This is a genomic window from Clostridium sp. LXY-7, from assembly GCF_056172015.1.
The window spans coordinates 231,214-252,094 of the sequence record NZ_JBLLJL010000005.1 but is presented as its reverse complement, the minus strand read 5'-3'; the positions used below and the strand labels follow the sequence as shown (position 1 = coordinate 252,094).

The 20,881-nt window shown below is 30.4% G+C and carries 21 protein-coding genes and 1 riboswitch; of the genes, 17 read left to right on the top strand and 4 right to left on the bottom strand.

Features of this window, described 5'->3' with window-relative positions; translation table 11 throughout:
• Positions 1-235: 235 nt before the first annotated feature.
• The 4 genes from ACI48Q_RS17510 (at position 236) to ACI48Q_RS17495 (ending at position 5,104) form a co-directional block, all read left to right on the top strand.
• Positions 236-1,633, top strand: a complete 1,398-nt coding sequence (locus ACI48Q_RS17510) for a serine hydrolase domain-containing protein (RefSeq protein ID WP_474920405.1) — start codon at positions 236-238, stop codon at positions 1,631-1,633.
• A 388-nt stretch (positions 1,634-2,021) separates the two neighbouring features.
• Positions 2,022-2,576 carry a GNAT family N-acetyltransferase gene (locus ACI48Q_RS17505; RefSeq protein WP_474920404.1) on the top strand — a complete coding sequence of 185 codons (555 nt, stop codon included), beginning with the start codon at positions 2,022-2,024 and terminating at the stop codon, positions 2,574-2,576.
• Positions 2,577-2,822: 246 nt separating this feature from the next.
• Positions 2,823-3,530, top strand: coding sequence for an ABC transporter ATP-binding protein (locus ACI48Q_RS17500; RefSeq protein ID WP_474920402.1), 708 nt, complete (start codon positions 2,823-2,825; stop codon positions 3,528-3,530).
• Entirely contained in the window at positions 3,530-5,104 is a 1,575-nt protein-coding gene (locus ACI48Q_RS17495) for a putative ABC exporter domain-containing protein (protein ID WP_474920401.1), read from the top strand. The genes ACI48Q_RS17500 and ACI48Q_RS17495 overlap by 1 nt, the downstream gene beginning before the upstream one ends.
• 78 nt (positions 5,105-5,182) lie before the next feature.
• Here the strand turns inward: ACI48Q_RS17495 and rbr are convergent, their stop codons facing one another.
• Positions 5,183-5,770 (bottom strand): rubrerythrin, encoded by a 588-nt coding sequence (gene rbr / locus ACI48Q_RS17490; RefSeq protein WP_474920400.1) that lies wholly within the window; start codon positions 5,768-5,770, stop codon positions 5,183-5,185.
• 341 nt (positions 5,771-6,111) lie between these two features.
• On the opposite strand from rbr, the gene ACI48Q_RS17485 reads away from it, so the two are divergent.
• From ACI48Q_RS17485 to ACI48Q_RS17470, 4 genes are all read left to right on the top strand, one after another.
• Positions 6,112-7,305: a phosphoenolpyruvate hydrolase family protein gene (locus ACI48Q_RS17485; RefSeq protein ID WP_474920399.1), complete on the top strand. Its 1,194-nt coding sequence runs from the start codon at positions 6,112-6,114 to the stop codon at positions 7,303-7,305.
• Between the two features lie 126 nt (positions 7,306-7,431).
• Entirely contained in the window at positions 7,432-8,643 is a 1,212-nt protein-coding gene (locus tag ACI48Q_RS17480; protein WP_474920398.1) for a Tm-1-like ATP-binding domain-containing protein, read from the top strand.
• Between the two features lie 12 nt (positions 8,644-8,655).
• Positions 8,656-9,483 (top strand): phosphoenolpyruvate hydrolase family protein, encoded by an 828-nt coding sequence (locus ACI48Q_RS17475; RefSeq protein ID WP_474920397.1) that lies wholly within the window; start codon positions 8,656-8,658, stop codon positions 9,481-9,483.
• A gap of 509 nt (positions 9,484-9,992) precedes the next feature.
• Entirely contained in the window at positions 9,993-10,625 is a 633-nt protein-coding gene (locus ACI48Q_RS17470; RefSeq protein WP_474920396.1) for a hypothetical protein, read from the top strand.
• Between the two features lie 63 nt (positions 10,626-10,688).
• On the opposite strand, the gene ACI48Q_RS17465 is transcribed toward ACI48Q_RS17470, so the two are convergent.
• The 3 genes from ACI48Q_RS17465 to ACI48Q_RS17455 all read right to left on the bottom strand — a co-directional run bounded on the left by ACI48Q_RS17465 (position 10,689) and on the right by ACI48Q_RS17455 (position 13,029).
• Positions 10,689-11,009, bottom strand: coding sequence for a PadR family transcriptional regulator (locus tag ACI48Q_RS17465; RefSeq protein WP_474920395.1), 321 nt, complete (start codon positions 11,007-11,009; stop codon positions 10,689-10,691).
• 5 nt (positions 11,010-11,014) lie between these two features.
• The gene (locus ACI48Q_RS17460) at positions 11,015-11,932 is read right to left on the bottom strand and encodes an RDD family protein (RefSeq protein ID WP_474920394.1); all 918 of its coding nucleotides are present in this window, start codon (positions 11,930-11,932) and stop codon (positions 11,015-11,017) included.
• A gap of 200 nt (positions 11,933-12,132) precedes the next feature.
• Complete coding sequence (locus ACI48Q_RS17455) at positions 12,133-13,029, bottom strand: AraC family transcriptional regulator (RefSeq protein ID WP_474920393.1); 897 nt, start codon at positions 13,027-13,029, stop codon at positions 12,133-12,135.
• Positions 13,030-13,333: 304 nt separating this feature from the next.
• On the opposite strand from ACI48Q_RS17455, the gene ACI48Q_RS17450 reads away from it, so the two are divergent.
• From ACI48Q_RS17450 to arsB, 9 genes are all read left to right on the top strand, one after another.
• Complete coding sequence (locus ACI48Q_RS17450) at positions 13,334-13,861, top strand: N-acetyltransferase family protein (RefSeq protein ID WP_474920392.1); 528 nt, start codon at positions 13,334-13,336, stop codon at positions 13,859-13,861.
• A 183-nt stretch (positions 13,862-14,044) separates the two neighbouring features.
• Positions 14,045-14,235, top strand: a riboswitch (cobalamin riboswitch).
• Positions 14,236-14,391: 156 nt separating this feature from the next.
• Positions 14,392-14,838 carry a hypothetical protein gene (locus tag ACI48Q_RS17445; RefSeq protein WP_474920391.1) on the top strand — a complete coding sequence of 149 codons (447 nt, stop codon included), beginning with the start codon at positions 14,392-14,394 and terminating at the stop codon, positions 14,836-14,838.
• A gap of 622 nt (positions 14,839-15,460) precedes the next feature.
• Entirely contained in the window at positions 15,461-15,889 is a 429-nt protein-coding gene (locus ACI48Q_RS17440) for an N-acetyltransferase (protein WP_474920390.1), read from the top strand.
• Positions 15,890-16,000: 111 nt separating this feature from the next.
• Entirely contained in the window at positions 16,001-16,189 is a 189-nt protein-coding gene (locus ACI48Q_RS17435; RefSeq protein WP_474920389.1) for a DUF1858 domain-containing protein, read from the top strand.
• Positions 16,190-16,204: 15 nt separating this feature from the next.
• Positions 16,205-16,834 (top strand): hypothetical protein, encoded by a 630-nt coding sequence (locus ACI48Q_RS17430; RefSeq protein ID WP_474920388.1) that lies wholly within the window; start codon positions 16,205-16,207, stop codon positions 16,832-16,834.
• Position 16,835: 1 nt separating this feature from the next.
• The gene (locus ACI48Q_RS17425) at positions 16,836-17,390 is read left to right on the top strand and encodes a hemerythrin domain-containing protein (protein ID WP_474920387.1); all 555 of its coding nucleotides are present in this window, start codon (positions 16,836-16,838) and stop codon (positions 17,388-17,390) included.
• 208 nt (positions 17,391-17,598) lie between these two features.
• Positions 17,599-18,291, top strand: coding sequence for a Crp/Fnr family transcriptional regulator (locus tag ACI48Q_RS17420; RefSeq protein ID WP_474920386.1), 693 nt, complete (start codon positions 17,599-17,601; stop codon positions 18,289-18,291).
• A gap of 199 nt (positions 18,292-18,490) precedes the next feature.
• The gene (locus ACI48Q_RS17415) at positions 18,491-19,129 is read left to right on the top strand and encodes a hypothetical protein (RefSeq protein ID WP_474920385.1); all 639 of its coding nucleotides are present in this window, start codon (positions 18,491-18,493) and stop codon (positions 19,127-19,129) included.
• Between the two features lie 319 nt (positions 19,130-19,448).
• Positions 19,449-20,504 carry an ACR3 family arsenite efflux transporter gene (arsB, locus tag ACI48Q_RS17410; protein ID WP_474920384.1) on the top strand — a complete coding sequence of 352 codons (1,056 nt, stop codon included), beginning with the start codon at positions 19,449-19,451 and terminating at the stop codon, positions 20,502-20,504.
• Positions 20,505-20,881: the final 377 nt, after the last annotated feature.

Genomic DNA, 20,881 nt, shown 5'->3' with positions numbered 1-20,881 from the left:
AATTAAAGGTAGCTTGCAGTACTAATATAATTATTAGAATTCTAAGTGTTTTATATAGATGTACTTAATATTAAGAATACATTATATCTATGTGAAATTATTTATGATTTCTATTAGTGTTGATTTTCTAGGTTGTAAGAAAGCACTTTTCTTACGGCCTTTTTCAGTGGGTAAAAAATATATTTAGTAGTATAGGCCTAATCTATAAAAGAGTAATTTAATTGGGAGGATATTTATGAGTATAGAAAAATTAAGTCACTTTGGAGAAGAAATATTGTATGAAACTCAATATGAAAATAGAGGGTTAAGTAAAGAAAGTATATTAAAAAGAATGAAATATTATAGAACACCGGCAGTGAGTATAGCCTTTATAAAGGACTACAAAGTTCAGTGTGTAAAGACTTTTGGTACTAAAAAAAGAGATGGCAAGGAGAGTATAGATGAAAATACGCTATTTCAGGCAGCGTCTATAAGTAAATCAATTTTTGCGGTGGCTATGATGAAGTTGGTTGAAGGTGGAATTTTTGATTTAGATGAGGACATAAACAAATATCTTATTTCGTGGAAGGTTCCGGCTAATGAGAGCTGGAAACCTAGAATAACCTTAAGACAACTTTTAAGTCATACAGCTGGAGTTACTGTACACGGTTTTGATGGCTATAATGTCAATGATGAAATTCCAACTCTGCTACAAATATTAAATGGAGAGTATCCTGCGAATTCAGATCCTATAAGAGTAAATATACCTCCAGAGGTTCAATTTAGATATTCAGGAGGTGGATATACCATATTACAACAGGTGATGTTGGATACTTTTAAAAGACCTTTTGATGATATTATGAGAGAGCTTGTACTTGATCCTTTAGAGATGAATAATAGTAGTTTTCAACAACCTATATCAAAAGAAAATGCAAGGAAAATAGCTTGGGGGTATGGATATACTGGAGATGAGATTGAAGCAGGGTATCACATATATCCAGAACTAGCGGCTGCAGGATTATGGACAACACCTTCAGATTTAGCTAAGTTTGGAATAGAGCTACAACTTATTTTAAAGGGTAAAGATAATGGAATATTGAAACTAGAATCTTTAGAAGATATGTTTAAAATGTCAACAGAGGTACCTTATGGATTAGGCCTTGATACCCAAGGAGATGAGCCTAATATTTTGTTTGGTCATGGGGGACATAATTTTGGATTTTTAAGTGACATGTTTTTTTCTAAAGATGGGGGAGAAGGTTTTGTACTCATGATTAATTCAAACTCAGACGGATTAACAGAAGAATTGAAAGATAATATTAAGCATATCTATGGATGGGCAACCAAAGACATAAAAAATGAATTTGATAATGAAGTAGAAGATATTAAAATGGAGAGTTATACAGGAGAATATATATCAGAAAAAGGGCTAGCATTGAGGGTCAGCAGAGAAGAGGAAAAACTTTTTGTTGAATTTAACAATCAGTTGCCTATAGAATTTTTTAAAAAAGGTGATAGTAAATTTTTATCAACACAGGTTAACGGAGAATTAAGATTTATTAAAGATGAGAAATTAGGTATTACGGATTTAGAACTTATCATCGATGAAAAAGTAGTATGCTTTAAAAACTCTAATGACAAAAAAAGGCTTTAGAAAAGCATAAATTAAGTATTTTTAACGAGATTTTTATATTCTATAATATAAAAAAATATATTGCAGAAATATTTACATTATGTTATATGAATTATATGAAGTATGTTGTATAATGGAGTGTAATATTGTAAAAATATGAATTTTTTTTATATATTCAATATAGAGTAAATTATACAACATATATAGGAGTTAATGTTAAGGGGGCGGTTAATTTATGAGTGAGATTATAGGATGTGAAATCCCATTAGCATATGAAACGATAATATTATGGGAACTAGGAAAATTGTAAGTAAAAGTATATCTTTATATTGGAAAAATAATAAAGATTAATAATAGAAGGTTATAATTTTATTTTGAATATATAGTGCAAAATGGTGGAGGGAGTAAAATGACTATCCAAATAGAAACTGAAAGAATTATATTTAAGAAGTATTGCATGAATGATTTAAGCAATATACAAAATCTTAAATCGGATGCATTAGTATGGAGATTCTCTAATAAAATGGCTACAGATGACATAGCAGAATCGAAAACTCATCTTACTACAGTATTAAAGAATTATGCTAAAAATAAGTATGACTTTCATGGACTATTTTTAAAACATTCTGAAGAGTACATTGGAGAAGCAGGAACTAGGTCCATTGATAGAGTAAAAAAATTAGCTTTAGTAGAATATAAATTGTTATCCCAATATTGGAATAATGGTTATGCTACTGAAATAGTAAAAGCTTTAGTTGAACATTTATTTGAAAAAGAAGATATTGAAAAAATAGGTGCACTGGTAATAGAAGGTAATGAATCATCAAGTAATGTATTAAAAAAAATAGGATTTGATGTAGAAGGAGTCCTTAGGAATTTTGCTTGTATTGATAATGAATACAGCGATGTATATTATTATGGATTAATTAGAAGTAATTATATTGATAATGGCAATTGTCTTTAATATAAGGCATATTCAAAAATAACTATAATGAAAACATTCCCGGGTCTTTCGATTTGGCCAGGGAATGTTTTTTATATAAGGCTTTGTTTTAATATAGCTCTAAAATTAACAATCATTTAAAACAAAGCTTTATATAAATATAAAGAATTTATAAAGTAAGTAAAATATCTGAATTTATAATATATAATTAATATATAATGTCTAAAATATGTAGAATAAATAAGATGTACAAGGGATGGTGAGTATATGTTTAATGTGTGTAATGTAACAAAGCGTTATGGTAAAGTAATTGCAAATAATGATATAAGTTTTAATGTAAAAGATAGTGAAATAGCGGTGCTTCTAGGGCCTAATGGAGCAGGAAAATCCACAATTATAAAATGTATTTCAGGGCTATTAAGATTTCAGGGAAATATTGATATTTGTGGACATCATAATAAATCTATTGAAGCGAAAAAAATTCTAGGCTATATTCCTGAAATGCCTGCTGTATATGATTTGATGACAGTGGAGGAACATTTGGAGTTTATAGGAAGAGCTTATGAGCTAACAGACTGGAAGGAGTATGCTAAATCTCTTTTAGAACGTTTTGAACTTTGGGATAAAAAGGACAAACTGGGGAAGGAACTTTCAAAAGGTATGCAGCAAAAGCTTAGTATTTGTTGTGCAATTTTGCACAAACCAAAGGTAATTATTTTTGATGAGCCAATGGTAGGTCTCGACCCTCATGCTATTAAAGAGCTTAAAAAGATGTTTTCGGAATTAAAAGAACAGGGTGCGTCTATACTTATAAGTACGCATATGATAGATAGTGTAGAGGACTATTGGGATGTTGCTCACATTATGGTAGATGGAACTTTTGCAGCAACAAAATATAATAAAGAAGATGAGGGAGAAGAAAAATCTCTTGAACAGCTTTTCTTTGATATCACAGAGAGGAAGGGCAATAAATAATGAAGGGGTTAAGGTATTTATTTTTAACTACTATAAAAAACTATTTTAAGGAGCTAAAAAGCCATCCTGCAAAGTTAATTGCTCTACTTTTCTTTGTTGCTATGCTTGGGCTAGTTATATTCTCTAGCACATTAGATAGTGGTACAGGAGCTGAGAAAGTAAGAGATATTTCAGAATTATATGCAATGATTTTAGCTCTATATTCACTTTTATTTGTATTAGGAACCATGAAAGGGTTTTCATCTGGAGCAACCTTTTATTCCATGGCGGATGTAAATCTTTTATTTTCAACCCCAATATCTTCTAATAAGATACTTATTTATGGACTTATAAAGCAGATGGGTACTTCACTTATGGTAGGATTTTTCTTGCTTTTTCAATATGCATGGTTAAATAATTCATATAATATTTCTATTGTAGAATTACTAATAATTCTTTTAGGATATTGTTTAGTGGTATTTTGTTCTCAGCTTACAGCCATGGCTATTTACTCTTTTTATAGTGGCAATGAGAGAGCAAAAAAAGTAATTAAGGGAATTATAATTGGAATATGTGCTATAGTGGTTGTTTATATTGGAATACCAGTGATTAAAAGTCAGCAGGATGTACTAGGAGCCGTTGTGAAAGCAGCTAATTCAAACTTATTGGAGTTTATACCTGTTTGTGGATGGATTAAGAGTGCGGCTATAGGAGCTTTAACATCAAATTATATGAATGTACTTATTGGTCTTGGAGTAACTGCAACATACATTTTTGTTATAATTTTTGCTATAATAAAAAGTCACTCAGATTTCTATGAGGATGTTTTAAAGGTGACTGAGGTATCATTTAGTGCTATAACTGCTAGAAAACAAGGGAAAATTGCAGATGCAATACCTGGTAATATAAAGGTGGGTAAAACTGGCATAGGAAAAGGCCTTGGAGCAGGGGTTTTCTTTTATAAACACATGTTAGAAAATAGACGTGCAAGATTATTTATTTTAGATTTTAATTCAATACTATTTATCCTTATGAATATAGGTTTTGCATTTTTTATGAGAAATCAAGGAATAGTACCAGTTTTCATATTTAGCATATATATGCAAATTTTTAGTGTAGCCATGGGAAGATGGATACGAGAACTTACATTACCTTATGTGTATATGATACCTGTAGAACCTTTCAAAAAACTGATTATGCTATGCAGAGAAAATATGCTTAAAATATGTGTTGAAGCATTGGTGTTATATATTCCTATAAGTATCATATTAAATGCATCCATAGAGGAGTTTATTGTTTGTGTTATAGCTAGAATAGGCTTTGGATTGTTGTTTATGGCAGGAAATATTTTAACAGAGAGAGTTTTAGGGTCCCTTGGAAATAAAATTATAATTATGTTTTTATATTTTATAATTATGATAGTTCTATGTATACCAGGAGTTATTTTAGGCTTCTTCTTAGGAAGTGTAATAACAATACTATCACCTATAGTAGGGGGACTTTTAGGTACATTTATTTGGAATATAGCTATTTCAGCAGTAATTATATTTTTCTGCAGAAATATATTGTCCTACGCCGAATTAAATAATAAATAGACTTTGCAAAAATCAATAGGGTATGTTTTAAATAAGTATTCATTTAAAACATACCCTATATTGATTTGAAGTTGTATTTTATTCAAATAGTGAACGAGCAAATATAATAAAGTATCCCTGAGGATGTTCACATACAGGGCAAACTTGAGGAGCTTCTTTTCCTTCATAGATGAATCCACAATTTGTGCACATCCATTGTTCATCTTGATCTTTTTTAAATAGAGAGCCTTCCTCTAAATCCTTGTAGAATCTTTCGAACCTATCACCATGAATCTTTTCAACAGAAGCTATATTATAAAATAGCTTAGATATAGGTAAAAAGCCTTCTTCTTCGGCAATTTTACCAAAATCCTTATATACTACATCCCATTCCTCATATTCATTGTGGTGAGCCGCCTTTAAACATTGAATGGTATTTGAATAGTTGTCTACAGGGTATCCACCAGAGATTTCTATAGTATCTCCGGCAAATTCTTTTAATTTATTATAAAAATATTTTGCATGAGTTTTTTCTTGATCTGCAGTATAGTTGAAAACTGATTCAACTATGTAAAGTCCTTCTTTTTTAGCTATTGAAGCACCTATATTATATCTATTTCTAGCTTGGCTTTCTCCAGCAAAAGCCTTCATTAAATTTGTTTTAGTTTTACTATCTTTTAAATTCATATTAATACCTCCATGTATACTCAATTTGATAACTAGTTTTCCATAAACATAAAGCTTTTATACTGAATAAAGAATTAAATTTATAATAATATGTGCAGTGATTTAATGGAATTTTGGTTAAAGTAAAATATATGAAGAAAAATAGATAGGTAGATTGGTTAGTTAATTTTTAAAAGGTGGACTAAATGTTAAGAAATATAGTTCAGTATTTTTAAATTGCTGTTTGTGCTAAAATATATTTACAGATAAAGAGCTGGTGATGTTTTTGGACTTTTTTCATTATGCAATAGTATATAAAAATATATTTTTAGTTAATAAATTATTGTAAAGGGTGTGTTTGGATGATTTTTCAGCGAGAGCAAATAATTAATAAGCTAAAAATGCAAATAAAACTAAATGGACATATTATGGGAGTTGCAGCTGGAGCTGGTATTTCAGCAAAATACGCTGTCAAGGGTGGTGCTGATTTGATTTTAGCATTAAATTCAGGTCGTTTTAGGCAGATGGGTCTGAGTTCTCTTGCAGGTTTATTGCCCTTTACAAATTGCAATCAACTTGTTATGCAGTTTGGAGCTAAAGAAATTATACCTGCTGTAAAAGATGTTCCAGTAATTTTTGGATTATGTGCAACAGATCCTACAATAAATTTAGAGAAATATATTGATCTAATTCATCAAAATGGCTTCGCTGGTATAAACAATTATCCAACAGTAGGAATGATTGATGGTTTATTTCGTGAAGCATTAGAAGAAGAGAATATTTCCTTCGATAGAGAGGTTGAGGCTATAAGAATAGCAAATAAGAAAAACTTATTTTCTATAGCCTTTGTATTTAATAAAGAGCAAGCTCTACAAATGGCAACTGCTGGAGCAGATGTTATTTGTGCACATTTAGGACTTACTAAGGGTGGTGTATTAGGAGCTAAGAATACATTATCATTAGAAGGAGCAGCTACTATGGCAAGGGAAATTTTTAGCATAAGTAGTGAAATAAATCCCAATATAATAAAAATGATTTATGGCGGTCCAATAAACACTCCTTTGGATGTAAAATACATATATGATAACACCGAGGCAATGGGATATTTAGGGGGTTCATCCTTTGAAAGAATACCCTCTGAGGAGATTATTACGAAAACAACCAGGGAGTTTAAAGTAGTAGGAGATTTTGAGCAGGATGAATTGTTAAATAAAACATTGGATAATGTACAAAAACAGCATGATTATGTAGGATTTATAAAGGAGTATATATCAAAAAATTACATGAATGAAATAGCCTTTACAGATTTAGCTAAAATAGCGCATGTTTCTAGAACTCATTTAAGTAATCTTTTCAATAAAGAGGTAGGGTGTACATTTCCAGAATATCTCACTAAATATCGAATAAATAAGGCTATAGACATAATAAAGAGAGAAGATTTACAGTTGTTTGAAATTGCAAATATGGTTGGATACAATGATTATTCTCATTTTAGTAAGGCTTTTAAAAGACAAACAGGAAGTTCTCCTCGTGAATATAAGCAAAAATACAAATAGACATATATTAGATACATGAATACATTTACATTAAGCATAATAAACAGTATTATTTTCTTAAGAAAATAATACTGTTTATACTTATATGGGATTTAGAAAAAAAGTATTTATGAGGAGGTTAGTTTAATGAAAACCATAGCAATTGTAGGAACCTTTGATTCCAAGGGTGCGGAGTTCTCTTATGTAAAGAATATAATTGAGTCTTTGGGTTTAAATACATTTACAATACACTCAGGTGTGTTTCAACCTATGTTTGAGCCAGATGTATCTAATGATGAAGTAGCAGCAGCGGTAGGGGAAGATATAAATCAGATTGCAGCTAAAAAGGATAGAGCATTGGCTACAGAAATATTGGCAGAAGGAATGAAAAAATTGATTCCCAAACTTTATGAAGAGGGAAAATTTGATGGAATTATCTCTTTTGGAGGAAGTGGAGGTACATCAATTGTAACTCCTGCTATGAGAGCACTACCTATAGGTGTACCTAAAATAATGGTATCTACAGTGGCGTCAGGAAATACCTCACAGTACGTAGGCACAAGTGACATAATCATGTTTCCATCTGTTGTTGATGTTTCTGGGTTAAATACTATTTCAACGAAGATATTCACAAATGCTGCCTTTGCTATTGCAGGTATGGTAAAGTTTGAAGCTCAAGAAAACATAGATAAGAAGCCACTGATAGCAGCAACTATGTTTGGTGTAACCACACCATGTGTAAATGAGGCAAGAGAGTATTTAGAGAAACAGGGATATGAGGTTTTAGTATTCCATGCCACTGGTACAGGTGGAAAAACTATGGAGAATCTAATTGAAGCAGGATTTTTTGAAGGGGTCTTAGATTTAACTACAACAGAATGGTGCGATGAATTGGTTGGAGGAGTATTAAATGGGGGACCTAACAGGCTAGAAGCCGCAGGTAGGTATAAGATACCACAGGTTGTATCTACTGGAGCTTTAGATATGGTTAACTTTGGTCCAATGGATACTGTTCCAAAAGAGTTTCAAGGTAGAACTTTTTATAAGCATAACCCAACAGTAACACTTATGAGAACTACTACAGAAGAAAATGAAAAAATAGGCAAAATAATATCAGAAAAGTTAAACATGGCAAAGGGACCAACTGCACTAATGTTGCCATTAAAGGGAGTTTCTATGCTGGATGTAGAAGGTCAACCTTTCTATGGACCTGAGGAAGATAAAGTATTATTTGATACTTTGAGAAATAATATAAACAAAGATTCAGTAGAAATTATAGAGCTAGATTATGATTTGAATGATAAAAACTTTGCTATAGCAGCAGCTAAAAAATTAGTTAAATTAATCAATAATAAGTAGGAGGTAATGAAAATGAAGTTAACACGTGAAGAGGTGCTTACTAGACTTAGAGAACAGGTGGCTAGTGGTAAAATAATTTTAGGTGCAGGAGCAGGTACAGGAATTTCAGCAAAAAGCGGTGAAGCTGGGGGAGTAGATTTAATTATAATCTACAACTCTGGAAGATATAGAATGGCTGGAAGAGGTTCTCTAGCAGGATTATTATCCTATGGGGATGCAAACCAAATAGTTGTGGAAATGGGTTCAGAGGTATTACCAGTAGTTAAACATACTCCAGTATTAGCAGGAGTTTGTGGAACAGATCCTTTCCGTATAATGGAGGTCTTTTTAAAACAATTAAAAGAGCAAGGCTTTGTAGGGGTACAGAATTTCCCAACAGTTGGATTAATTGATGGAGTATTTAGAGCTAATCTTGAGGAAACTGGTATGGGATATGATCTTGAAATTGATATGATACGTAAGGCTCATGAACTTGATATGCTTACTACTCCTTATGTATTTGATGAGGAACAGGCCAAGAAAATGGCAGAAGCAGGAGCTGATATCTTAGTAGCACATATGGGATTGACAACGAAAGGAACTATTGGTGCGAAGACAGCACTTACTCTTGATGACTGTGTAAAAAAAGTTCAGGCAATTTGTGATGCAGGTAAATCAGTTAATCCCAACATTATGGTTATATGTCATGGGGGACCTATTGCAGAACCAGAAGATGCACAGTATGTAATTGAAAGAACAACTGGAGTTGATGGTTTCTTTGGGGCTTCAAGTATTGAAAGATTTGCCACAGAGGTTGGAATTAAACAACAAGCAGAAGCCTTTAAAAATATTAAACTATAATCCTAATATAGTATATTTATAAATTTTGAATCATTTTTAAGTTAGAGTTAATAGCCATAGATTAGTATTGAAAGCTAATTTATGGCTATTTTTATAAGGCTTTATTTTAATATAGTGTTGATAATGAACTATATATTATTACTTGCAAACCGTTTCGAAAGCTTGATTTACTAAGGCTTTATTCAAGTAAAAAGCTAAAATACAACAACTCGATTCTATCGAACAAGTTGTATTTCTTAACGCTTTTCACTTTCATATAGCCTAAGTAAATCTAATCTTCCTGCAAATGGTCTGCTGCGCAATAATATATAGTTCTAAAATCAACATTCGTTTAGAATAAAGCCTTTTATAAAAGCTAATAATTAATAACATATATTTTTTACAACATATATGAAGTATAATAATATTAGTTAAGACATAGTCAAAGATAACTGGAAGTCTATTATTTATATACTCAACTAGTTAGTTTTTCAATTGCTTAAAATACATTTAAATAGAGGAGAGAGTAAATGACAATAGAAAATAATAAAGAAGAAGTAGTAAAAGTAAGTTTAGAAGGGTTAACTGCAAATGATATATGGAAGGAATTATGGGGAAAAGAGTTAAATTCTAAAAAGAATATATTAGGATATATAGATACTATTAAAGCACTTAAACAAGAAGGAATAACAACTGAGCAAATAGAGGATACATATATACTTATTTATAATAGTATTGAGGATATGACAAGCATAGTAAAACCTAACACAATAATGTATTTAAAAAATACATTGAAATCACAGTTAGGGAAGTATGTTAAGGAAAAAGATCCTAAGTCTATTAATTATTTCATTGAATTTTTTAAGGAGGCATATCCGCCGAATAATAGAAGAAAAGATTTTACTTGGGTGCTTATGGATATTAACAGTATTACAGAGGAACAAATTTGGCATACTTTAACACATATTAATACCCTATGTATGAAAAGAAATAGAAGACTTCGTAAAGAAGAGAGAGAAGATATAATAAAAATGGTGGAGATTTTAATTAAAGGTGGAAATATTAAATACATAAATCAGCTGAAAAGCATGGAAATACTACTTAAGAATTTAAAAATTAGGATAATTGGTGTAGGTAAATGGGTTGAAATTAAACCTCTATAATACATAAGAAAAAACATCTCTTGGAAGGTTAGTTTTCAAGGGATGTTTTTTCTTATTTTATAATTAAGAGGAGAAGATGCCTAGAGCATTAACCTTAGCAACAATTTTATTCCACTCTTCATTCATATTAGAAGAATACTCTTTTCCAGCTTCTGTAATTCTATAGTATTTCCTTGCAGGCCCACCAGATGGAACATCTTTCATATAGGTCTCGGTATATTTATCATTATTTAATCTACGAAGAATTGTATAAATAGATCCATCATATACATCAGGAAAGATGTCTTTTATAATTTTCATAAGCTCATATCCATACATATCCTGTTTAGTAAGCTGGAAAAGAATACACATTTCAAGAACTCCTTTTTTAAATTGTGTATCCATATTTATTACCTCACCACATCAATAACTTTAGTTCTAGCAGCTAAGTCATGTACTGTTTTATGCTCAGGAGTTCCACACCCCCAGATGAAGGAGAAAATATTAAGAATTCCAGAGGTAATGCCATTACCAATAAATTTTATAAGAGCATCTCTTAATAGTGCATCTAAGAATGTTAATTTATCACCTTTTAAAGGAACTACCTTTATTTTAACTATCCATTTTCCAAGGGTATAACCTTTAAAAATCCAAAGTTCAAAAGCCGTAATCAGGCTTGAAAATCCCAAAAGCATAAACATTATAGAAACCATGGTCATTGGAATAAAGGTAAAAAAGGACATAGAATTCATAGACATAGGTGAAGAAGTTTCAGTAGAAATAATACTATCATAGAAAATATTATTTTCTGACATATAAGCTATAAACTCTTCATTTGTTCCTTTAAAAACTCGTTTGTCATCTTTAAAAAGTTCTATTTTTTTTGCTTCACCATTTTTATCCAAGGTGATGTGTCTAGAATAGGTATCTTTTAAACTACTAATATTACCATTTTCTATGATCTCAGTAGTTTTTGTTGTCTCATGAAAAGAAAAAGTAGAAATAAAAAGTATTAGGGAGAAAAACAAAGCAATTATAAAGGTATCAATAACATATGCCCCTAAGCGTTTAGACATAGGTGCTAAATTAGAGATGTCTGTGTTTACAGGCTCACTATTAAAGTTATTATTACCTATATCATCTAAAATAGTTCTAGATATAGCTGCAGGAGAACCAATTTCCTTTGATATTTCATCTTCACTTTTACCCTCTAAGAATCCATTATCGAATATATCACCATAGTCTGATAATATTTCCTCAAGGTCAGTATTAGACAGATGACCTTGAAGAGAGTTTTTGAGTTCTTTTAAAAATTCGCACTTATTCATTAAAACACCCTCTTACTATTTAATAACTATTACTTAGTGAACAGTAGTATATTTTGAGTATAACAAACTATTATTTAATAAGCAATAGTTTTTCTTTAGAGTAAAATAAAATTTAGTACCAGAAGATAGATGTAATTTATTCCAGAACCTAAAAGAGGTCGTCAAAGACGATCTCTTTTAGGTTCTGGAGTAAATATCAGTTAGTATTTCTTAGGGGTAACTCTAATCCATACTTCACAATATTCTCTGCCGTTTTCTTTAGTATAGTACATTTCAAGGTCATAACCATCAATCTTTTCATAATTAGAGGTTGGTAACCATTCAGAGTACACACGGTTATTTAAATCTTGCATAGATTTACTTATGTCTTTTAAATCATATTCATTAGAAGTAAATATAGCCCAAGTAGAGGCTGGAATTTGGACAACAGTGTATCCTTCCATATTACAATTTGAGTTTTCTAAAGCACAAAGCATATAGGGGAAGGTAGTGCCACCAGTGTTTCTATAGCCGCATATGGCATTAACAGGGCATAGTCCACCTTTAGGGTTAATATTTTCTCCTGTAGACTTAGTAAGTTTATCGTACTCTCCATTATTTAGTTGTTCTGTCCAAAAGTCAGGAATTTCTTTTAGGGTATCATCATCTTTTAAGTCAAAAATTCTCTCAATACCGTATACTGTAAAACTATCTTTTTTTTCAATTCTATAATTCATTTCTAAATCTCCTTTAATTGAAATTTGAAAGAAAATACGAGGATAGGCTTTAAAATTCACACCCATATTGCGCGCTGATGTGGGTGTAATGCCATGCAATGTCTGAAAGGCACGGGTGAAGGCTTCAGGTGATTCATAGCCATATTTAAGAGCTAAGTCAATAACTTTTATGTTGGTGTTTTGGAGCTCAAAAGCAGCAAGGGTCATTCGTCTGCGCCTAACATATTCAGACAAAGTTACATTAGTAATAAAAGAAAACATACGTTGAAAATGATATACTGAACAGCATGCCATTTTAGCTACATTTTCATAATCAACCTTGTCCATTAAATTATTTTCAATGTAATTTATAGCATTATTCATTCTATCTAGCCAATCCATTCATAATTACCACCTTTCAATTAAAAGTATATCAAGATAAATTAAACTATACCTTGCAGTTTATGCACTATATTGCAAGGATAAGTTATTATTAAGTTCTTTATTTTATCAGTAGTTAAATAAAAGCTAAATATATTGTAACTTCTAAAATAGTACTTATACAATAGAAAGAATAGAAGAGCGAAAGTAAGAGTAATTTTGACTATTATAAAATTATACTTTTATTACAATTATGGCTAATAATTGTAATTGAATTTAAGGTGATGATATAATTATAAAAATGTAATTATAGGAGTGGAGTTTTATGATAATTAGGGAGCCAATTTTATCAGATGCTTCTAGTATAGCAAAGATACATGTAGATACTTGGCGTACTGCTTATAGGGAAATAGTACCTGATAAATATTTAGAGGAATTATCTTATGATAAGAAGGCAAAAGCATGGCAAGATATAATCAGTGGAAAACTTAGAGAAACTAGATATACTTTTATAGCTGAAGATGAAGAGTATGGTGTAATTGGATTTGCTACCTGTGGTGAAGAAAGAGAAGGAGACTCTGTATATAGAGGAGAGCTATATGCCATATATATTGCTGAGGAATACCAAAATAGTGGAGTGGGAAGTTTATTGTTTAAAAGAGTAACTGAAAAGTTAATTGAACTAAGATTTGACTCTATGCTTATTTGGGTGTTAGAAGAAAATTATAAGGCTCGTAGATTTTATGAAATAAAGGGTGGGAAGAAAATCAAAGAAAAATGTGTAGACATTGGGGGTAAGAAACTTAAGGAAGTAGCTTATGGATGGGAATTTCATCAATACAAAAAAATATAATATAAACAAAGTTATGTAATATAATTATTTTATAAAAATTGATGTAATAGTAGATCTGCGTCAATTTTTTTTAGATAATATTTAAAAGTTAAGTATTGAACAATAAAGAAATTTTAATAAATATAGCTTGCATGGTATAAATTTGACATAAAAATGAGGATAGTATAGTATATTATTTATAATTGAATATTTTAGAAATTAGGTTGAATGATATTTTGGTATCATTGATTAAAAGAGAAGTTGGGTGAAAGCCCCACGCGGTCCCGCCGCTGTAAGAGAGGAGTTTTCTTCTAGTATGCCACTGTTTTTAATGGGAAGGCAGAAGAAAATTATGATACTTGAGCCAGAAGAACTGCCTATTTTTGCGCTAGAATTCTACGAGAGATAGGAGGGTGTATTTGGAATCTGTGTATATACAAGATTTGCAACCTTTTAGCTTTGGTAGCTAAGAGGTTTTTTATTTCCACATTTTTAAACGTATCTAATTAAAATTGTATAAATTTTAAATTATAAGTTAGGAGTGGTTGTATATGAAAAGATTTGAGTTTGATGGAAAGAAATTATCTATGGTTACATCGGATGTATTAAGGGTCCTTAAAACTTTAGATGAAATTATAGATTCATATAATAATGAAAAACCGATAACACAAAAATATATGGAAGCAGTGTTTAAGTTAGAATTTGATAGATTTAGAAATCTTCTTGGGAAGTATATGAGCAAGTGCTTAGTTACAATCAGTGAGCCATATAATGAAGCACTATATACTGTAAGTATTGATAAATGCATTGGTGCTGGTTTTTTACCAGAGCTCACAGCTGAATTTTATAATTATTTTAAAACTCTTAGCTCTAGTGATTCATCAATAGATGAAACATCCTATGAAGACTTAGTGAAATTCTATGAGAAGAATCATGATAATATATTGAAGTTATATAATCATATGATAGAATTCTCTAATAAATATGTAGAGAAATAAGGCTTTGTTTTAATATGGTGTTGATAATGAACTACATATTATTACTCACAAACCGTTTCGAAAGCTTGATTTACTAAGGCTCTATTCAAGTGAAAAGCTAAAATACAACAACTCACTACGTTCGGATAAGTTGTATTTTAGCTTTTCACTTTCATAGAATCTAAGTAAATCTAATCTTCCTGCAAATGGTTTGCTTCGTAATAATATGTAGTTCTAAAATCAACAACTATATTAAAACAAAGCCAAAAATAAAAAATATAATTACAAATATTTGACAACTTAGAGTATTCTCTGCTATTATATATTTATAATTGAGAGAGGTAGGTGTTTAATGCACAGATAAGCAATAAAGTATCAGGATAATAGTGAACAAAATTAAGGGTATTTATCATTACCTTTTATTTGTGATGTGTTATTCTAAATCTTGGGATTGCTTATTGTGATTAAATACAGGCAAGATTATGGTATTTAACACAATTCTTTAGTTAAATCTATAATCTTTTTATATTTAAAGCAACTTAAGATATGAAAAACCTATTTGTTCTTCTATTATTAACTGATTTCAGATGTATAATAGGTAAAAATTAGAAAGAAAATCATGTTGAAGGGAAGTTGTTTTAAAATGATAAGAGCAATAAATAAAAATGAAAAAGAAATAAATGAAATTATGGGGATATGGAAAGATTCAACTATAAAAGGGCATAAATTTATACCCGAGCAGTATTGGATAGATAGTTATGAGAAAGTTAAAAATCAATATATTCCTGCATCTGAGACTTATGTCTATGAAGAGGATGGAGTGATACAAGGATTTATAAGCATATTAGAAAATAATTTTATAGGTGCCTTGTTCATTCATGTAGATTATCAAAATAAGGGGATAGGAAGAAAGCTCATAGAATATGTAAAGGATAAATATTTTGAGCTTCAACTAGCTGTATATAAAAATAATGAAACTGCAGTTAAGTTTTATACTAATAATGGATTTAAAGTTCAAGCTACGAATTTTGATGAAATCACAGGAGAAGAAGAATATATTATGAAACTTTAATATGTTTTTAAAAAATTCATAAAATAATTTAACATCCGTAACTTAGGTTACGGATGTTAATTGAATTTAGAGGTATACTATAAATAACAAATGAAACGGAGGTAATTGATTATGAAAATAGCAAAAGAAATGACAATTGGTGAAGTAATAAGAAATAATGAGAAAGCTATAGAGGTTTTAATGAGTTTTGGAATGGGTTGTGTTGGATGCCCATCTGCACAAGCTGAGACTCTTGAAGAGGCATGCATGGTTCATGGATTAGATGTGGAGGAACTTTTAACTAAGCTTAATGCTATATAAAGGGGGTAATTTATAGTGAGTGCGTTTCTTGGTAAAATACATTATTGGTTATACAACAAGATAGAGTTACATGAAAAGTTAATAGAAGAAGTACTAAAAGGAACCAAAGAAAAAAATTATCCGCTAAATGAACTGAGAGAGAAAAGCTATGAACTCTATGGTAAAGCACCAGAGGGAAGATTAGAGGATATAATAGAGCATGAAAATATTCATGGATGGCTTCAAAGAAGAATTGAGAGTGTAGAATATAGATTGGCGTATATTGTTTCAACACTATTAAAAGAAAATATATTATCCATTGATGAATTAAAGAGAATCTTTAATAAAAATGGAATAGAAGTTATGAGCAGCATAGATAAGATTAACTTTACTCTAGAGCAATTATATAATTTGATATTTGACTATATGCTAGAAGGTATGCCCTGCGATAGAGTAAATAAAGTTATAAGTAGTACTGAGGATAAGATCCTATGGGAGAAGACTTGCTGTATTCATGAAAAATATTGGAATGAAAATGGTGGAGATGTAGCTAACTTCTACAAATTGAGAGAAGCTTGGATAAATGGGTTCTTAATGGCTTCAGGAATGGATGTAGAATATGGTATAGCTTCAGACAGAAACAGTTATATCAAAAGGAGACAATAATATGGATTCAATTGATTTAATGATGGAAGAGCATAAAAATATTAAAAGAATGCTTAAAGTTGTACGAATTGCTTGTTATAGTGTGTTAAATGGAGAATCAATAAAATATGAAGACTTCTACAAAATTATAGATTTTATAAGAAACTATGCAGATAAATATCATCATGGAAAAGAGGAGAAATTTCTCTTTAAAGAGATGGTAGATCATCTAGGATCTCTTGGTGAAAAGTTAGTTAATTATGGAATGTTAGTTGAGCATGACTTGGGAAGACTTTATATTAAAGAGCTTGAGGAAGCCCTAGAAAAAGTAAAAGATGGGGATGAAGAAAGCAAACTAGATGTAATTGCCAACGCCATATCCTATACACATCTTTTAACAAGACATATAGAAAAAGAAGATAACACTGTTTATACCTTTGCACAGCGTCAATTATCTAAAGAAATATTGGATAAAGTAGATGCACAGAGTGAAGAATTTCAGATAAACAATAGTGACATAGATAAAAAGTATTTATCATTATTGACTGAGTTAGAAAAGAAATATGGTTTGCAATGATGAACTTTTAATTAGTGATGACATATAATTGAGATAGCTCCATTAAGGGGTTATCTCAATTTGTATATTATTAAACTGAGGTTTAAAGTAGTGATGGAACTGGAGTGTAACATTATTTATTTAAGGTTCTTGACAAGAAATAATATAAGGTTCTGAATCCGCCTTAAATTTTAAGTTTTACCTTAAAAAAGTTATGAAGGTGATTAGTATGGAAGAGAAATATATCAAGAGTATCGCTAAGGCACGATTATTTACAGGAATTAAAGTTGAAGACATAAATCATTTAGTTCAGTGCTTTGAGTGCAATGTGCTTAATTATAAAAAAGGAGAATATATTGCCTTAGTTGATGAGAAATTTCAAGGAATAGGAGTTGTACTATCTGGTGAAGTGGCAATTTTAAAGGAAAATTATTCTGGAAATCGTACAATACTTACAGTACTTGAAGGGGGAGATACCTTCGGAGAAGTTGCAGCTTTTACTGGGGATGGAGTTTGGCCATCTAGTGTTCAAGCCCAAAGTGATAGTAGCATTATATTCTTAAAGCCTGAAAGGATAACAAATTACTGTGGTAATGCCTGCGGGTTTCATAAAATCATTCTTGCTAATTTAGTTGCAATCATAGCGGAAAAGGCTCAGCTCTTGCATAAAAAGGTTGGGTATTTATCCGTGAAAAGTACTAGGGGAAGGGTCAGTAAATATTTAATTGAAAAATATAAAAAGACAGGGAAAATAATGTTTTCACTAGGGATAAATAGAGAAGAGTTAGCGGATTTTCTCAACATTACAAGACCATCCCTATCAAGAGAGTTATGTAAGATGAGAGATGAGGAGATTATTGAGTTCTATAAGGATACTATAAAAATAATCCAAATTGAAAAATTACAAGAAATGATAGAATAAGGGAGTTCAGTTAATATGCTGAACTCTTTTTATTTTCATCACTTAGCTATCACATTCTAAATATATAATTAAAGATGAAAGTCACTTAGATTAAAGTATATTTCATAAACATATTAAAATAGAAAATCCAGCTAAGAAATGTCAATAAGAATTAAAAAAATAATTGATGTTTTATAAACTTAAAAAGGGGAGTGAAAGAATGATACAAAATATTGGCGCTTATAGCTATGCTTCAAGTAATATAACTTCATTAACACAGAAATCAAATGCATCTATAAGTAAAGAAACTAGTAGTGATGAGAAAGTTATTAATACAAAATCACAAACAGACACTATAGAGATAAGTGATGAGGCTAGACAAATCCTTAATAAAGAAATGGCGGACAATAAAAATATATCTAAGCCAGTAACAGAAAGAACTACTGTAGAGAATTTAGAAACAGATGATACTAAAAAATTTGCAGCTAATGCAGTAGAGGAGAATTCAAAAAAAGCTACTGTAAAGGAGATGTCAGAACAATCTAGTGAATTACAAGAAACTAGCAAAACTATAATAGCTTCTTCTCAAACAACAAGTACAATTGAAACTACTCCTATACTTTCAACACTTTCAGAAGCTCAAATAGATAATTTAGTCGCAGAGGGAACTGTTACAAAGTCAGAAGCTGATGCTGAAAAGGCAAGTAGAATTAAAGATAAATCAGAAGAAGACAATTCTGTAGGCAATACGGATTTTAAAAATCCAAATAAAAATTTTATTCAAGGTATAAAGGTCTATACTGATCAGATGAATTCTGCAAATGGTTTTGCAGAAGTTAATATTTCAAAAATAGCTTAATGTATAAATAGTTTCATTAAGAGATATTTATAATGAATATTTCGATTTAATAGCAAGGTTAGTATTTATACTTAATTAAAATAGTGAGAGATACTTTATGTTCATGGTGACTTAAAAATATACAAATTAAAGTGGGCTGTCCATAGAGACAGCCTATTTTTGCGAAAAATTTTGATAATATATAAATCAATATATAGTTTTACTGGAGAATTATCAAAACAACTGCTAGAATAATAGTATAGAATTAAATATGTAAGGGATAGAAATGGAAGCTACATAAAGCGGCACAGTAATTACTTTAAGGGGGGAAATAATTGCTATGTTACTCATTAATAAAAAGGAAAATATGGATCTGAGTATATTTGAAAAGTATCTAACTATATGGGTTTTAATATGTATAATCATGGGGATTCTAATTGGCGAGCTAGTACCTATAATACCAGAGATCCTTAATAAATTTGAATTTTATAAAGTGTCTATTCCTGTAGCTATCTTAATATGGCTTATGATTTATCCAATGATGCTTAAAATAGACTTTAAAAGTATAGTTAGTGCAATGAAAAATCCTAAAGGCTTGATAGTTACATGTACTACGAATTGGCTTATAAAGCCTTTTACTATGTATATAATAGCAAGCTTTTTCTTCTTGGTAGTATTTAAAAGCTTTATACCAGAAGAGTTAGCTAAAGAATATATGACAGGAACTATACTTTTGGGAGCTGCACCTTGTACCGCAATGGTATTTGTATGGTGTCATCTAATTAAAGGAGATCCAGCTTATACCTTAGTACAGGTAGCTATTAATGATCTGATAATTTTAGTAGCATTTGCACCAATAGTGACATTTTTACTAGGGATTGGAAAGGTAGATGTGCCACTAGGTACATTAATGCTATCAATAATGTTATTTGTGGTAGTACCACTTGCTATGGGATTAATTACAAGGAACATAGTTATTAAGAAAAAAGGAATAGAATATTTTGAAAATATATTTTTAAAAAAGTTTGATAATATTACTATTATAGGATTATTATTAACTTTAATTATTATATTTTCTTTTCAAGGTCATACACTATTGAACAATCCACTACATATTGTTTTAATTGCTATACCACTAATTATTCAAACCTTTTTAATATTTGGAATAGCTTATATAATAGGAAAGTTATTAGATTTACCCCATTCCATAGCCGCACCAGCAGCTATAATTGGGGCAAGCAATTTTTTTGAACTAGCAGTAGCAGTAGCTATAGCACTATTTGGATTGCAATCTGGGGCAGTATTATCTGCTGCGGTTGGTGTCTTAGTAGAAGTTTCTATGATGCTTACCATTGTTAAAATTGCAAATAATACAAGAGGATGGTTTATTGAATAAAAGTAAGGATTAAAATAAGGGCAGTATTAGCCATCGTAGAGGGAGTATTAGTAGAGGTACCTGTAATGCTAACCATTGATAAAATTAAAAATAGTACAAGAGAATATTTAGGTTTTGTTTTAAATGGTTGTTGATAATGAACTACATATCATTACTCACAAACCGTTTCGAAAGCTTGATTTACTAAGGTTATATTCAAGTAAAAAGCTAAAATACAACAACTCGATTCTCTCGAACAAGTTGTATTTCTTAACGCTTTTCACTTTCATATAGCCTAAGTAAATCTAATCTTCCTGCAAATGGTTTGCTTCGCAATATATGTAGTTCATTATCAACACTAGATTAAAACAAAGCCAATGCTTAAAATATAAGAAGAA